The 15655-nt window shown below is 45.0% G+C and carries 15 protein-coding genes; 5 read left to right on the plus strand and 10 right to left on the minus strand.

Annotated elements, in window-relative coordinates:
* The first annotated feature begins 84 nt into the window (after positions 1–84).
* Both pheT and CEW93_RS06095 read left to right on the plus strand, forming a co-directional pair.
* Positions 85–2481 (plus strand): phenylalanine--tRNA ligase subunit beta, encoded by a 2397-nt coding sequence (gene pheT / locus CEW93_RS06090; RefSeq protein ID WP_089539561.1) that lies wholly within the window; start codon positions 85–87, stop codon positions 2479–2481.
* A 23-nt stretch (positions 2482–2504) separates the two neighbouring features.
* Positions 2505–2798: an integration host factor subunit alpha gene (locus CEW93_RS06095; protein ID WP_089539562.1), complete on the plus strand. Its 294-nt coding sequence runs from the start codon at positions 2505–2507 to the stop codon at positions 2796–2798.
* Positions 2799–2845: 47 nt separating this feature from the next.
* Here the strand turns inward: CEW93_RS06095 and CEW93_RS06100 are convergent, their stop codons facing one another.
* On the minus strand, positions 2846–4624 hold the full coding sequence (locus CEW93_RS06100) for a DEAD/DEAH box helicase (RefSeq protein ID WP_089539563.1): 1779 nt from the start codon (positions 4622–4624) through the stop codon (positions 2846–2848).
* 408 nt (positions 4625–5032) lie between these two features.
* Here CEW93_RS06100 and CEW93_RS06105 point away from each other — a divergent pair, with 408 nt between their 5' ends.
* From CEW93_RS06105 to mutM, 3 genes are read left to right on the plus strand one after another with little or no spacing between them, the layout of a single operon-like run.
* On the plus strand, positions 5033–7408 hold the full coding sequence (locus CEW93_RS06105; protein ID WP_089539565.1) for a bifunctional (p)ppGpp synthetase/guanosine-3',5'-bis(diphosphate) 3'-pyrophosphohydrolase: 2376 nt from the start codon (positions 5033–5035) through the stop codon (positions 7406–7408).
* 37 nt (positions 7409–7445) lie between these two features.
* Positions 7446–8294, plus strand: a complete 849-nt coding sequence (locus tag CEW93_RS06110) for a hypothetical protein (RefSeq protein ID WP_089539566.1) — start codon at positions 7446–7448, stop codon at positions 8292–8294.
* Between the two features lie 14 nt (positions 8295–8308).
* A complete protein-coding gene (mutM, locus tag CEW93_RS06115) occupies positions 8309–9121 on the plus strand; it encodes a bifunctional DNA-formamidopyrimidine glycosylase/DNA-(apurinic or apyrimidinic site) lyase (protein ID WP_089539567.1) in 813 nt (270 codons plus the stop codon).
* A 1-nt stretch (position 9122) separates the two neighbouring features.
* Here the strand turns inward: mutM and CEW93_RS06120 are convergent, their stop codons facing one another.
* The 9 genes from CEW93_RS06120 to CEW93_RS06160 all read right to left on the minus strand — a co-directional run bounded on the left by CEW93_RS06120 (position 9123) and on the right by CEW93_RS06160 (position 15593).
* Positions 9123–9842: a nitroreductase family protein gene (locus CEW93_RS06120; protein WP_089539568.1), complete on the minus strand. Its 720-nt coding sequence runs from the start codon at positions 9840–9842 to the stop codon at positions 9123–9125.
* Positions 9839–10558 (minus strand): twin-arginine translocase subunit TatC, encoded by a 720-nt coding sequence (gene tatC / locus CEW93_RS06125; protein WP_089539602.1) that lies wholly within the window; start codon positions 10556–10558, stop codon positions 9839–9841. The genes CEW93_RS06120 and tatC overlap by 4 nt, the downstream gene beginning before the upstream one ends.
* Positions 10559–10605: 47 nt before the next feature.
* On the minus strand, positions 10606–11079 hold the full coding sequence (locus CEW93_RS06130) for a twin-arginine translocase TatA/TatE family subunit (protein ID WP_089539569.1): 474 nt from the start codon (positions 11077–11079) through the stop codon (positions 10606–10608).
* Positions 11080–11085: 6 nt separating this feature from the next.
* Positions 11086–11310 (minus strand): Sec-independent protein translocase subunit TatA, encoded by a 225-nt coding sequence (gene tatA / locus CEW93_RS06135; RefSeq protein WP_089539570.1) that lies wholly within the window; start codon positions 11308–11310, stop codon positions 11086–11088.
* Between the two features lie 45 nt (positions 11311–11355).
* Positions 11356–12114, minus strand: coding sequence for a bifunctional phosphoribosyl-AMP cyclohydrolase/phosphoribosyl-ATP diphosphatase HisIE (gene hisIE, locus CEW93_RS06140; RefSeq protein ID WP_089539571.1), 759 nt, complete (start codon positions 12112–12114; stop codon positions 11356–11358).
* Positions 12115–12349: 235 nt separating this feature from the next.
* The gene (gene mraY, locus CEW93_RS06145) at positions 12350–13459 is read right to left on the minus strand and encodes a phospho-N-acetylmuramoyl-pentapeptide-transferase (protein ID WP_089539572.1); all 1110 of its coding nucleotides are present in this window, start codon (positions 13457–13459) and stop codon (positions 12350–12352) included.
* Between the two features lies 1 nt (position 13460).
* Entirely contained in the window at positions 13461–14957 is a 1497-nt protein-coding gene (gene murF / locus CEW93_RS06150; RefSeq protein ID WP_089539573.1) for a UDP-N-acetylmuramoyl-tripeptide--D-alanyl-D-alanine ligase, read from the minus strand.
* Positions 14958–14965: 8 nt separating this feature from the next.
* The gene (locus tag CEW93_RS06155) at positions 14966–15388 is read right to left on the minus strand and encodes a PIN domain-containing protein (protein WP_186727912.1); all 423 of its coding nucleotides are present in this window, start codon (positions 15386–15388) and stop codon (positions 14966–14968) included.
* Entirely contained in the window at positions 15378–15593 is a 216-nt protein-coding gene (locus tag CEW93_RS06160) for a hypothetical protein (protein ID WP_143822765.1), read from the minus strand. Before CEW93_RS06160 ends, CEW93_RS06155 begins: the two co-directional genes overlap by 11 nt.
* Positions 15594–15655 lie beyond the last annotated feature (62 nt).

Raw genomic sequence — 15655 nt, forward strand, 5'->3', positions numbered from 1 at the left:
ATCAACATCACAAAAGCTATCAGCTTGCTAAAATTAGATTAAAATTTGAACAATTTGGCAAATCGCCACCAATTAGAGTTTATTATGAAAATCAGCGAAAACTGGCTAAGACAATGGGTAAACCCCACCAACACCTCAGAAGAACTGGGCGAACAGCTCACCATGCTTGGGCTAGAACTGGACGATATACAAATGATTGCCCCACCCTTTACAGGTGTGGTGGTCGGTCAAGTCATCAGCTACACCGCTCACCCTGATGCTGACAGACTAAAAGTTACCACCGTCAATATTGGTGCGGATGAACCTTTGCAAATCGTCTGCGGTGCACCCAATGTGCGTGTGGGACTAAATGTGGCAGTTGCTACCATAGGTGCTGTACTACCCCCGATTGATGGCAAGCCCTTTACCATCAAAAAAGGCAAATTGCGTGGCGTAGAAAGCCAAGGCATGCTTTGTGGCGCTTCCGAACTTGGGCTGACAGATGAGATTGATGGGCTGCTCGAACTGGATGATGATGCTCCCATTGGCACAGATGTGCGTGAGTATTTGGGACTAAATGGACAGATTTTTGATGTGGCAATTACCCCCAACCGTGGCGATTGCCTAAGCGTGTTGGGTTTGGCTCGTGAGATAAGCGTGGCAAATCAGTTGCCCCTAAACCGCCCAACCATCAGCACCACCGCTCCCACCACCGATAAAGCTGTCGGCGTTAGCGTGGCAGATGATGATGCTTGCCCACGTTATCTTGCTCAATATATCACGGAGATTGACCGCACCGCCACCACACCAAAATGGCTCAAAGACGCACTGATTTCTAGTGGTTTACGCACCCATGATTTTTTGGTGGACGTTACCAACTATGTGCTTTTAGAGCTAGGACAGCCCTTGCACGCTTTTGATGCCGACAAAATCGTTGGGGATATTGTGGTGCGTTTTGCCCACAAAGACGAGACCGCCAAGCTACTAAATGAGCAAACCATCACGCTGACAGGCGATGAGCTGGTGATTGCTGATGATGTTGGTGTGCTTGCTTTGGCGGGCGTGATGGGTGTTTTACGCTCAGCCGTAACAGACAGCACCACAAATATCGTGCTAGAATCAGCTCATTTTAATCAGCTTGCCATCGCAGGGCGTGCCAGACGTTTTGGGCTACATACAGATGCCAGCCAACGCTTTGAACGTGGGGTGGATTTTGAGCTACCAAAAATCGCTCTTGACCGTGCCACCACGCTGATAGCACAGATTGCCAAAGGGCAAGTCGGTCAAATCACTTGCGTAGAAACTGTGGACAAACTGCCAAAACGACAACTTATCAATGTGCCGTTTAGCAAAGTTGAAAACCTGCTTGGTATTACACTTATCGCCAATGATGTGGTGGATTTGCTAAATCACCTAGAAATCCACACCACCTTTGATGGCAAACACCTAAAATGCCTGCCCCCAAGTCATCGTTTTGACCTAAACATCGCCGAAGACATCATCGAAGAGATAGCTCGTGTGTATGGCTACAACAACATCGCCCCACGCCTGCCAGAGTTTGCGGTGGATATGCGTTATGATGATAGTGCTGACCTGACACATACGCTCAAACTCAAACTGGCAAATACAGGGTATTTTGAAGCGGTGAGTTTTAGTTTTTGTGATGAAAAACTAGAAAAACTGCTTGATGATGACAAATTGGGTGAGATTTTGGCACTTGCCAACCCCATCTCATCTGAGCTTGCAGTGATGAGACGTACGCTGTTGTCAAGTTTGTTGCCGATTGTGCAATACAACCTAAATCGCCAGCAGTCATGTGTGCGTTTGTTTGAGACCGGTTTGAGCTTTGTGGGCAAAACCGTTGCCAAGCTACAACAAACCCCAAGTCTTGCCCTGATTGCCACGGCAAACGCACCAAACACCATGCACAACACGCCAGCAATGGACTTTTTTGACCTAAAACGCGATGTGGAAAACCTGCTCCCCAGCCATCTTAATACAGCCAGCATTGACTATCAGCGTGCTGATTTGGCATTTTTGCACCCCGGTCAAAGTGCCAATTTGTTTGTTGATGGCGAGCATATTGGCTATTTTGGTCAGCTACACCCTGCCATCTGTGATGAGCTTGATTTGCCTGTGATATGGGTGGCTCAGTTTGAGCTTAACAAGCTCATCAAACTCCATCAAAGCATAAAAGCCATTGCTCTACCAAGCAAATTCCCAAGCGTTCATCGTGATTTGGCATTTTTGGTGGACACCTCTTTGTCATGGCAAGATGTCGCTCAGACGGTTTGGCAGTCAGTGGGTGAGCATTTGACCGATTTGGTGCTGTTTGATGTCTATCAAGGCGACAAACTGCCACAGGGCAAAAAATCTTTTGCCTTTACCATGACCTTGCAAAACCCCAATGCCACGCTTGATGATGATGCCATCAAACACGCGATGGATAAAGTGATTGTTGCCTTGACTGATACATTTAACGCCCAGCTTCGTGATAGCTAGTCATGCCAAACTAAGGAAATCTCATGAGTACATTAACCAAAGCCGACATGATAGACCACCTTACCATTCGTCTGCGTATGCCTCGCCAAGATGCTCGCTTGATTGTGGATACTTTTTTTCGTGAAATCAGCCAAAGTCTTGCTGACGGCAAAGAAGTCAAGTTGTCAGGGTTTGGCAATTTTGAGCTCAAAGACAAAAAATCCCGCCCCGGTCGCAACCCAAAAACCGGCGAAGAAATCCCCGTCAAGGCACGCCGTGTGGTTACTTTTAAGGCAGGTCAAAAGTTCAGAAGTGAGATTAAGCCCAAAAAGGACTGACCCAATCAAAAATCCTCCTTTGGGCGGATTTTTAATATCAAGCAAAGCTACAAATCGCCAAAACGTCTGCTTTTTTTGGCTTGGCGTTTGTTAAAAAACACTTCTTCTATGGGTTTTTGTTTTTTGGCGTAAGACGCATGAAAAGATTTTTTGCCAACGCCATCGCCCCTGACTTTTTTGCCAGCCCCATCAACATCACGCTCGGCACGGACAAATGATGACCCCAAAGACCTGCCCTTAAATCCATCATCACGCTTAGCACCTTTGACATGACTGGCATGACTTTTGGCTTGGTATACTCCACCATCGCTGACCGCTTGTCTGGTCTTTTTGCCATACAGTCCGCTTTTGGGGTGATAACCATGTTCTGTACCATCAAAGCCTTTATCTTTTTTGCCAAAATGCTCAGATTTTTCGGTACACTCCAAGCGACCAAAACGCTCATAGGGGCTGTCAATTTTGCCAAATTTATCAAAAGCACGCTCGCGAGATGTTTGATAAAAATCACCTGATTTGTCTGCACGTCTGCTGAAACGCTCATTTTTATCAAATTTTTTGCGGGTATTTTTGCGTTTATCATCGCCTTTTTTGGGGGTAAATTTGGGTTCTAAGCCTGTGATGACACACGTTTTCATGTCTCGCCCCAAATAGCGATTAATGTGGCTTAGCTGGCGGTGGTCATCACGACTGCACAAATTCATCGCCACACCTGTACGCCCAGCTCGCCCACAACGCCCAATGCGATGTACATAATCTTCTACCTGACGGGGCAAATCGTAATTAACCACATGACTGATGGTAGCAATATCAATACCACGAGCGGCGACATCAGTGGCAATCAAAAAATCACATTTGCCTGTTTTTACGTCCGTGATGATGCGGTTACGCTTGCCTTGTGGCAAATCGCCATGCAAATAGCGAGCAGATAAGCCTTGGTCATTTAAGGTCTGTGCAAGCTGTTCGGTGCTACGTTTGGTGGCAGTAAATATAATCGCCTGCCCGATGTTTTCATCAGATAAAAGTGCAGATAACAGCTTGTTTTTATGATTAAAATCATCACAAAAATACACACTTTCATCAATATGTGCCGACTGCACCTTGATGGAGACACGCTCTGGATTGTTTGTAAAGCTTTCAGCGATTTTACCAACTTGTCCATCCCATGTGGCAGATGACATCAATGTTTGGCGGTCGGTTGGCACTTGGGCAAGAATCGTCTCTATCGCATCAGCAAAACCCATGTCCAACATACGGTCAGCTTCATCAAGCACCAACACATCAAGCTCTGACAAATCCACGCGCCCATCATTGATGTGGTCAATCAGTCTGCCAGGGGTGGCGATGATGATTTGCACACCCTTAGTTAAAGCTCGGATTTGTCCACCATAAGGAGCACCACCAACAAGCGGTACGCTAAACACGCCTTTCATACAGCTGCTGTATTTACGCACATTGTCTTGAACTTGCATGGCAAGCTCACGTGTGGGTGTTAATATCAAGGCTTTGATGGCAACTTTTTGGTGCTTGCGGTGGGATTTTTGGCTAAAATCCCCTGTGTGTTCAGGTTTGGCTTTGGGGGTTTTAGCCAGCTTATCCAAAATCGGTAGCACAAAGCTTGCCGTCTTGCCTGAGCCAGTTTGAGCGGACAGCAGTAAATCTCGTCCGCCTAATGCGTGTGGTATCGCTCCTGCCTGAATGGGTGTGGGGGTGGTGTAGCCTGATTTGCTAAGTGCCTTTAAAATCAATGGATGCAAACCCAATTCATCAAAAGTCGTGGCAGTTTGGGGGTGTGTTTGTGTGCTAAAATTGTCGTGGTGATGTGTCATAAAATACCTAATCAAAAAGCCCCTTGATGAAATTATTTTATGAGCAACAAAAGACCCTAATACACCATGCAACCAGGGTATGCCATAAAAATCAAATATTTTGAAGGGGTGGGTTGTCGCTGTTTTGTTTGTCATTTTAATCACATGACTAAAATCAAACACCAAAATCATCGCAACAAAATATTAGGCAGGGTAAACCAAATGGAATGTAAGCTTGTGCCGTTGGTAAAAACCAAAACAAAAATAGCGATGTCATCAAAAGCGAAAGAGTGTTATTGTAACACAGTTTTTGATATTTTGGAAATTTTATATTCATCATGCAACTGGCAAATTTTATCTGTTTTGGCTTTAAAAATACCCCTAAAAATGCCATAATGTCTTTATAGCTTGATAAGACAAGGATAAAGCATGGTACAAATCAGAGACAGCTTGCCACTACTTAGCGATAAGGGTCGCGGTAGCACCGACCAAGACAGTGCAAGCATGGCAGCAGGGCTTGTTGCCCAAATCCAAAATGCCCTACCCCCTGATGTCAAAGCCCAGCTTAGCACACGCAAACTCGCCACCACACATGACCACACCGACACCAAAATCACCCCATCAGCTTTGTCCGAAGATGACATTGACATAGATGCGTGGCTTGCCAGTGTCGCCAAACGCATTGGCAAAGATGAGTTGCCTGTACTAAAAAAAGCCTGCGATTTTGTCAAAACCCAAGTAAACCGCCCCCACATTACCCGCTCTGGCACATACATCACAGGCGTGGGCATGGCAGATATTTTGTGCTACCTATTTCAAGATGAAACCGCCCTTGTTGCCGCCATGCTTTATCGCACCGTCCGCCGTGAGATTGTCAGCTTAGAAACAGTGGCTCAGCATTTTGGCTCGGAGATTGCTCAACTGGTTGCTGACACCTTGGCGATGGGCAAACTGTCCGAAACCATAGAAGAAAACAAACGCTTAGAAGATTATTTTAACAGCAATAACAAAGAGCAATTATCCACCATCTATAGCATGCTCATCAGCACCACCAATGACGTGCGTGCGGTTTTGATTAAACTTGCCGAACGCACCTTTGCCATGCGTGAGTTATCCTTTGCCAGTGCTGACCGCCAAAAACGGGTGGCTCGTGAAGTGATGACCATCTATGCCCCACTGGCTCACCGCTTATCCATCGCTCAGCTTAAATGGGAGCTTGAAGATTTGGCGTTTCGTTATCTTGCCCCTGATGAGTACAAACAAATCGCCAACTTACTTGCCGAAAAACGCAGCGAACGTGAGTTGTACATTGAACAAGTCAAACAAACACTCACAGATGAACTTAAAAAAGTTGGCATAGAGTGTGAAGTTTCAGGACGTGTCAAACACATCTACTCCATCTATCGCAAGATGAAAAAGAAAAACCTATCTTTTGACCAGCTCTATGACATCAGGGCATTGCGAGTACTTGTTGGCACAAACGCCCAATGCTACCACACGCTTGGGGTGGTGCATGGCTTATGGCGACACGTGCCTGAGCAGTTTGATGACTACATCACCAATCCTAAGCCCAATGGCTACAAATCACTACATACGGTTGTCATCGCCCAAAACCGCACCCTAGAAATCCAAATTCGCACCTTTGATATGCACTTTGAAGCTGAACTTGGTAAAGCTTCCCACGTCAATTACAAAGAAGGCTTAAAGGGCAAAACCGATGATTATTTGACCGCCAAAATCAGCTCATTAAGACAGCTTTTAAGCAATGACAAAACCGCCACCGATGAAGAGCTTGACCTTGAAAACACCGAACAAATCTATGTATTTAGCAGAGATGGCGACATCATAGAGCTTCCCAAAGGGGCAACGGTGCTAGATTTTGCTTATTATGTACACACAGGTGTGGGCAATACCGCCCAAGGAGCAAGGGTGAATGGTCGCTATGTACCACTGACTCACCAGCCCAAAACAGGCGACCAAGTAGAGATAGTTACTCGCCCAAGCCGTGAGCCAAATCGTGATTGGCTGGTGCCAGCTTTGGGCTATATCCATACCGCTCGTGCCAAAAGCAAACTGCGTCAATGGTTTAATAAACAAGACAAAGACAAAAACATTCAAATCGGCAAAGCACTCATCATCAAAGAGTTTGAACGGTTGGGCATCAATCTTTCACAAGTGAATTTGGGGCAGATTTGCCGTGAATTTGACCGCCACAACGAAGATGAATTATGTTTGGCGGTGTTTATGGGTGAGCTTGGGGCAACGCAAATCGCCACCAAAATCATGGGGAGCATTCAACCACCCACGCCCACACCTGCCGAAACCACCATTCACATCAAACAAAGCACTCGCCCCAACAAATACAAAATTGACCTTGATGGGCTAGACAATGTTGAGATACACCTTGCCAAATGTTGCAACCCCGTGCATGGTGAACCTATCGTGGGTTTTATCACCCAATCACAAGGGGTCAGTATCCACCAAAAAGACTGCCCTGAGTGTCTTCGTCTTGCCCAAAAAGACAGTGAACGTATCGTAAACGCAAGCTGGCAAAGTGAGTTTGGGCGTTATCAGCCCATCACCATCATGGTAGAAGCCCTACCCAGAGATGGTTTGTTACGTGATTTGGTCAATACCATTGACAAAGAAAAGGTGAATATCCACCGAGCTGAAACGGTCTTTGCTGATGACAGTGCTTGCCACATGAAATTTTTTGTAGAAGTGGCGGGTATTGCTCATTTATCACGCCTGCTTGCCAAAATAGAACAGCAGCCAAGCGTACTGCACGCCAGAAGAAGTGCCTAAATACAGGAAAAATCAATAAAAACATGAAGGAGCCATCATGAAAAAACGATTTTTACTCCTATGCTCTATGCTAACATTTGTTTTATCAACATTAACTGTCCAACCTGCTTGGTCAGCGTTTTCTGCTCACAAGATGGCACAGGTGCGTGTTGATAGCTTGGAATTTAAGCACATCATGCGTGCTTTATATGCTGGCAAGATGGTGCAGTATTATGTTGATGACGATGATTTAACCGCCTATCCGCACATCGGACTGACAGAAAATTTTGATGACGGCAAAACCTTAGCACTCATGCACCCTGTTGTAACTTATCAAAACCACCAAGGTCAAACCCGTCATCTGGTGGTGATTGAAAAAGTTGCCATCAATGATGATGGAAATTTAATTAGTGGTCATGTTGGTTATGCCAAAGCGGATTTATACATCTTTAAGCAGGTGGCTGGTGGGTATCAGTTGGTCAGCAAAAGCAATAAAGATGATGAATTTACAGGCAGTTGGGGGCGATTAAATTTGGACTTAACAATCGTTGCAAAAAACATACAGCCCCTTGGCAAAAATTTAACAGGCAGCCTGATTGACAATGGTTATTGCAGTACAGGGTCTTGTGAGATGTGGTGGGAAGCTTTGTTCTTAGCTGAAAATGATTATGTGCGTACAGTATTTGTCGCCGAAGCAGGGGGCAATAATGCAGGCATGTATGAAGAAGGCAGTCCATTGTCTTATGACTTTGACAGCACGTTTAAAGTGGTGAATGATGGCTCATCTTATTATCCCATTGCCATCCACTATACAGGCGAAAAACCAGATGATGTTTATGAACACATCAAACCCATCAATCGTGAGCAAATCTTTCGCTTTTCACCCACTGAAAACCAATATCAATAACCAAAGACAACACCATGCCCGAATTACCCGAAGTAGAAACCACCAAAGCCAGTCTAACACCCCTGATTGGCAAAACCATCAATGACATTTATCTCTCAGGCTGTCGTTTGCGTGAGCTGGTGCCTGATGATTTAGATGAGATGGTGGGGGCGACCTTTGTTCGTGCTGTCCGCCGTGCCAAATATTTGATATTATCTTTTGATAAAGACGGTCAAATGTTGGATTTGCTTATCCATTTGGGGATGTCAGGTAGTCTGCAACAACACCCAAACACCACCCCACGCAAACATGACCATGTGATTTTTGGCTTTGGTGATGTCCGTTTGCATTATCACGACCCTAGGCGATTTGGCATGGTGATGTGGGCAAAAGATGGTCAGCGATATTTGGATAAGCTGGGTGTTGAACCCCTAGATGACGCCTTTGATGTGAAGTATTTGTTAAAATTTACCCAAAAAACCCAAAAGCCCATCAAAACACTCATTATGGAGCAATCAGTGGTGGTGGGCGTAGGCAACATCTATGCCGTAGAAAGCCTTTTTTTATCAGGGATTCACCCTGCCACACCTGCCAACACACTCAGCCAAGACAAACTTGCCATGTTGGTAGAAAATATCAAAATGATACTTGCTCGCTCCATAGAACAAGGTGGCTCAACGCTCAAAGATTTTACAGTGGGGGCAGGCAAAACGGGCTATTTTCAGCAAACTCTGCTGGCTTATGGGCGAGCAGACAAACCCTGTGTCAATTGCCAAGAGCCACTACAAAACATCAAAATCGGTGGACGAGCCAGCGTGTTTTGCCCTATTTGTCAGCCCCTAACCTAACTCACAAGGAGCGATACACCACATCAAATGGCACACGGTATCGCTCGCCCCATACGCCATGCTCACTACGCAGCCCACAAGAGACGACCATTGTTATTTCAGCCTCTTTTGGCAGTGCCAAAATCTCCTTGACATACACTCCATCAAAGCCCTCCATCGGACAAGTGTCTAGCCCCTGCTCTGCCATCGCCAGCATAAAGGTTTGAGCCACCAGCCCACAGCTTTTGTGCATGACCACTCTCATGTCATCATAGGACAAATCAGCCTGCATGGGGCGAAGTTTTTGCACCACACACGCCAACGTGCTACGAGCCACAGGCACAAAGGGTTTTTGGGAGTAGATGAGTGGCATCAAATAATTGTAATACTGGTCAAATTTTTTGATGCGTCCTGCCACCTTATTGGCAGGACTATAAGTGGCAACGTTTTGTTTTTCAAATTCAAACACGGACTTAGCACGCACTCGGTGCAAATCAGGACGCACCACAAATACCACCATTTGATCAGCCGTTGTGGCAGATTTTTGTGATAGGCAGGCTTTGGCAAGGCGTGTCAAAATCGCCTTATTGGTGATGTGATACAGCTCATACAGTTGCATATTTGAACTGGTGGGAGCAAGCGTGGCAAGTTTTAAACATTCTTTGACAACATTTGGGTCAATCGGCGTTGGCAAATATTCACGCACCGCACGGCGGTATTCTAGTGTGGTCTTTAAGGTCATACAATCTCCTTGGTGGTAGGTTTTTTGAGCATTTTTGCCATCAACAATCCAAATTCAAACAAAATACACATGGGTATGGCAAGCATGAGCATACTTGCGCCATCTGGGGGCGTGATGATGGCAGACACAAAAAAACAGCCCACAATGATGTACCGGCGTTTATCAGCAAGCTGTTTTGGGCTGACAATGTTCAGTAGCACAAGCAGCAAAGTCGCCACAGGTATCTCAAACATCAACCCAAATGCCAAAAATAACTTTACCACAAAATCCAAATAGCTCTCAATGTCTGTCATGGGCAAAACATTATCCGGAGCAAACAACACCAAAAATTTTAAGGCAGGTATCAGCACCACAAAATACGCAAACGCCACCCCTACATAAAACAAAATGATGGCAGACAACAACAATGGCACGACAGCACGTTTTTCGTGCTTATATAAAGCAGGCGACACAAAACCCCAAAGCTGACCCACGATAAACGGCACACAGATAAATATCGCCACAAAAAACGCCAATTTAATCGGTGCTAAAAATCCAGACACCACTTGGGTGGCGATGATACTGGCATTATCTGGCAATAACGCCACCAAAGGGTTGGAGATGGCGTCATAAAGTGGACGGCTAAAATACACAAGCGACAAAAATACCACACCCACGCCCAAAAAAATACGGATAAAGCGAGTGCGAAGTTCGGCAAAATGTGCCATCAGTGGCATATCGCCATCATCACTGACAGCTTGGGATTTATCAAGGTTTAAATCGCTCACACGCCCCCCTGATGTAGCAATTTATCAGCTTTATAGTTGGGCATAAAAGGTGGCGGGGGCAGACGGCGTTTTTTGTCATAATCGCCCAACAAAAAAAAGCGATACGTTAAGGGCAGATTGTCAAAATGGGGCGGATTGTTATGGCTATCTTTGTCGGTTTGGCGTTCTTGTTGGTTGTGCAAAATGGTGGTTTGGTCGGTTTGGCGGATTTTGGTTTGTAGCTCTTGCATTTGGGCTTTCATGCGAGCCTCAGACGCACGAATTTCATCAATCTCAGCTTTTAGGGCGTTTTGCACTTCGGCAAGCTCCAGCTCGCTGACCAGCTCACTTTGTAAGCGTGCTGACATACGGCGAAATTTGCCATACCACCGACCAAGCGTACGAGCGGTAGTGATGAGCTGTTTAGGCCCTAGGACAATCAGTGCAATCACCCCAAGCAGCCCAAGCTCAAACAGCCCCAAATTAAACATAAGGTCTTAAACCGAATCGTCTTTTTTAAGCTTAATGTCTTCTACTTGTGCTTTTTGGGCGTTGGTGTCATCTGTGGTGAGTTTGGGTTTGTCTTCTTCTTTGACAGCGTCTTTAAAGCCTTTGACGGCTTGCCCTAGGTCTTTGCCTGCGTTTTTTAATTTGCTTGTGCCAAACAAAATCACCACCACCACAAGCAAAATCAGCCAATGCGTGATTGAAAAACTGCCCATACACTACCCCCTTTGACGTATCTAAAAATGATATTCTAGCACAAATCAGCCCATACGTGCATTTTTCTCATCAATGCCTGACAAACCAAAACGCCGACCAAGCTCATCTAACACGTCCGCCCCAGATAAACCTAGCTGATGTAGTGCTACAAGGCTGTGAAACCACACGTCCGCCACTTCGTACACCACATCTGATTTTGCTTGGGTGTCATCTTGGTGCTGACTTTGTACAAGCTGTAATTCTTTGGCAGCGATGATGGCTTCGGTGGATTCTTCACCCACTTTTTCCAAAATCTTGTTTAGCCCTTTGTGATATAGACTTGCCACATAAGAGCTGTCTTTATCAGCAGATTTACGCTCATCTAAAATGCCATCAAGCTGACTGATAATCATACTGTTTGCACAAGACTGATTTGCCTTGCCGTAAATCTCATTTGGGTCTTTAATGATGTCATCCACCGCCTGCCAGATACCACGTTTGCTGTCTAATTTTTGATAAAAACAGCTTTGTCGTCCTGTATGACAAGCAATGCCCCCCACCTGTGTGATGACGAGTGTGATGACATCCATATCGCAGTCGGTATAAATCTCATGAACGATTTGAAAGTGTCCGCTTGTTTCGCCTTTGTGCCACAGTTTGCCACGAGAACGGCTAAAATATACCGCCTGTCCTGTTTGAATGGTCAATGCCAACGCTTCACGGTTTTGCCATGCCATCATCATGATACGCCCTGTATCACGGTCTTGGGCAATGGCAGGAATCAGTCCATCTGCGTTAAAATTTAAACCATCAAGATAATCCATAGACACTCCTAATAAACGATGTGTTTGACCTTTGTCATGCTTTAAAACAATCTGTGATGTGAACTGGCGTATTTTTAAACAAGCTTGCGGTTATTTTTTAAATTTTATCAAGATAATCACAATGTTAATATTTAAAAACATGGCGGTCTGACATCTTTAAATTTTACCATAAAATCGCCAGATTCGGATTTAAGTAGCGAACAAAAAAGCCATTCAGATTGAACGGCTTGTTTGATTATCTTAATTTTAATGTCATCAAACCAAGTACCACCAAAATAATACACACAATCCAAAAACGTATCACCACTTTGGTTTCTTTGAGTCCTTTTTCTTCAAAATGGTGGTGCAAAGGCGCCATGAGCAAAATGCGTTTTTTGCGAAGTTTATAAGAGCCCACCTGCCCGATGACCGACAGAGCTTCTGCCACAAAAATCCCCGCCATCAAGATAAATGCCAACTCTTGACGTGTCATCACCGCCATCGTGCCAAGCATGCCACCTAGCGACAACGCCCCCACATCACCCATAAATACCTCAGCAGGGGATGCATTGTACCACAAAAAGCCCAAACACGCCCCAATGATGGATGCACAAACCACCACCACCTCGCCATTATAGATGATGTATGGCACAGACAAATAATGAGCCCACTCCATATGACCTGACACATAAGCAAATACCCCAAGCCCTGCTGATACCAAAACCACAGGCAGTGCCACCAAGCCATCTAAACCATCAGTCAGATTAACCGCATTAGATGTGCCATTGATGGTAAAATAAGTCAAAATGATGAACCCAAGCCCAAATGGCATGGCAGACAAAGGAATGACCCAATTTTTAAAGACAGGCATGAGCAAATCTTGCATGGCGTGCATGGTGGCGGTGTCTTGTTGCAGTGCAATATAATACAAAGAGCCACCAGCGATTAACGCTCCGACAGATAGCCAAAAATATTTTTTGCGAGCGATTAAGCCTTGGGGGTTTTTATGTTTGATTTTTAGCCAATCATCTGCCCAACCGACCGCCCCAAAAATGACCATCACCACCATCAAAATCCACACATAAGGATTGGACAAATCCGCCCAAGCCAGCGTTGAAATGCCAATCGCCGCCAAAATCAGCACGCCCCCCATGGTTGGTGTGCCTTGTTTGACAAGATGCGTTTTAGGACCGTCCGTGCGTACTGCTTGACCGTATTTTAAATTACGCAGATAGGCGATGACAGGCTTGCCCATAACAATGACAATCAAAAAACTGCTCACTACCGCCAACAAACTTCGCAAACCCAAAGATGCGATGGTATCACTTCTTAAAATATCAAAAAAATCAATCAGCCAATATAACATATCATTTGCCTTGTTGCTTTGTGTCTATCAAATCTTGGATGAGTGTTTCCATACGAGCGGTGCGTGAACCTTTAAATAGCACGCTGGCAGTATCCTTTGTTAATAATTCTTGTAAACGTGTCAATAATTGAGCTTTGGTCGCAAAATGCTGTGCCAACTCTGCTCGGACTTGATTGGCACAACTGACACAATGTGCCATCAGCTCACCCACCGCCAAAATATGGTCAATCTGTAAGCCCGCTAATGCTGCTCCCAGCTTGCCATGCTCACTGACCGCTTCATCGCCCAGCTCACCAATATCGCCCAGCACCAAGATTTTTTGAGCCGTTTCGGCTGTCAAGACCTGTGCTGCCGCCAAAATGGAGTTGGGGTTGGCGTTGTAGGTGTCATCAATGAGTGTATGCTCACCAAACACCATGCGAGTTAGGCGTCCTTTGGGGGGCGTGGCAGTTTCTAGTCCTGATTTTATCTTGTCTATTGGCACGCCCAAAGCGATGGCACAACTTGCCGCTGCCAAAGCATTGCCGACATTATGCTCACCCACAAAGGGCAGATTCACATTTGTACTGTCAATCTCATCTACCGCCAAATTTGCCACCAGATCAAAAGTGCTGTGTGTGGGGTGCACTTCTATGTCATCAGCAAACACATCGCCCATAACCAACACGCTATCTAAAGTGGATAATTCATCAATCTCGGCTTGGGATAATTTATTAAAATCTAGGGCAACATCAGGGCGTTCAGCACGCTCACCAAAGCTGATGTATTGCTTGGTAAATTTATCACTTTCGCTTTTTAAAAAGTCAAAAAACTCATCACCAAAGGGCAATACCGCCACGCCATTTTCACCAAGTCCTTGAAAAATCTCGGCTTTGGCACGGGCGATATTTTCTCGTCCGCCAAACTCGCCCAGATGAGCCGTGCCGATATTGAGTACACACGCCACATCAGGACGCACCAAAGATGTGGTATAAGCAATCTCACCCACATGGTTTGCCCCAATCTCCATCACAGCAAATCGATGCTCATCAGTCAGCTCAAGCAGCATCATCGGCACGCCAAGGTCATTGTTAAGATTACCACGTGTGATGAGCGTGGGGGCAAACTGCCCAAAAATCGCCCCAAGCATTTCTTTGGTGGTGGTTTTGCCTGATGAACCCGTCAGAGCAATGACTGTCAAATCAGGATGAACATCACGGCGATATTTGCCAAGTTTTCCCAAAGCTAGGCGAGTATCACTCACCACAATTTGAGCAAACTCACCCACCTGACGACTGGTAATCGCCAAAGATGCCCCTTTGTCAAAAGCGGTTGCGACATAATCATGTCCGTCAAAGTTTTCGCCTTTTAATGCCAAAAAAATATCACCTTGATTGATACTGCGTGTGTCAGTGGCGATTTTTTGGCTGCGAGTAAAGTGATTGGCATGATGCCAACTTGGGTTTAGGTCAGCAAGTGCTTGTGTTAGGTTGTCGGTTTGCCAAAGGTAGGGGGTCATAAAGAACTCTATTTATTTAATTGCTGAAATTCAATGATGGATGTCATGCCTGCTTTTTCATAGGCAGTTTTGTCAAAAGTAACAGTGTTATTACAAGAAAAAGTTTTATTGATTTGACAAATAACCAAATCAGAATAGTCAGCTTTGGTTGTTTTATATAGGTGCAATGCTTGCAATAACACTTGGCGATTTTCAAACTCAAACACAGGTATGGATAAAATCTCATCTAAAATCATCGCAATCTGTGCTCGTGATTTTTTATAAGCACGACTAAGCACCCAAACCACTTCCACCATAACCACATGATTGATAAATCCTTGGTTTTGAGTCGTTAAGCTCTCTAAAAAATCGCTGGCAATCTTGGATTGATCATCATCTTGGGTGATATAGCGTATAAGCACATTGGTATCAATGCCAATTTTATTCACCATGTATCGCCCCATCAACAATCGCTTCATTGATTTGTTCAAGGCTCATGACCACATCACTTTTAGCAATGCCTTTTAAGCGACGAATATCACCCTTAGGGTAGGTATCTACAAATTTTTGACTAATCAAATCAGCAACGCTAATGCCCTTGATTTGTGCTTCATTGATAATGATCTGTTCAATATGTGGTGGCAAATCAATAATCATAAACAATCCTTTTTTATTGGCTGATACAACGTTTTTGGTCTGATTTTTATCCATTTAAGCTT

It is taken from the genome of Moraxella sp. VT-16-12, from assembly GCF_002224245.2.
Lineage (GTDB): Bacteria > Pseudomonadota > Gammaproteobacteria > Pseudomonadales > Moraxellaceae > Moraxella.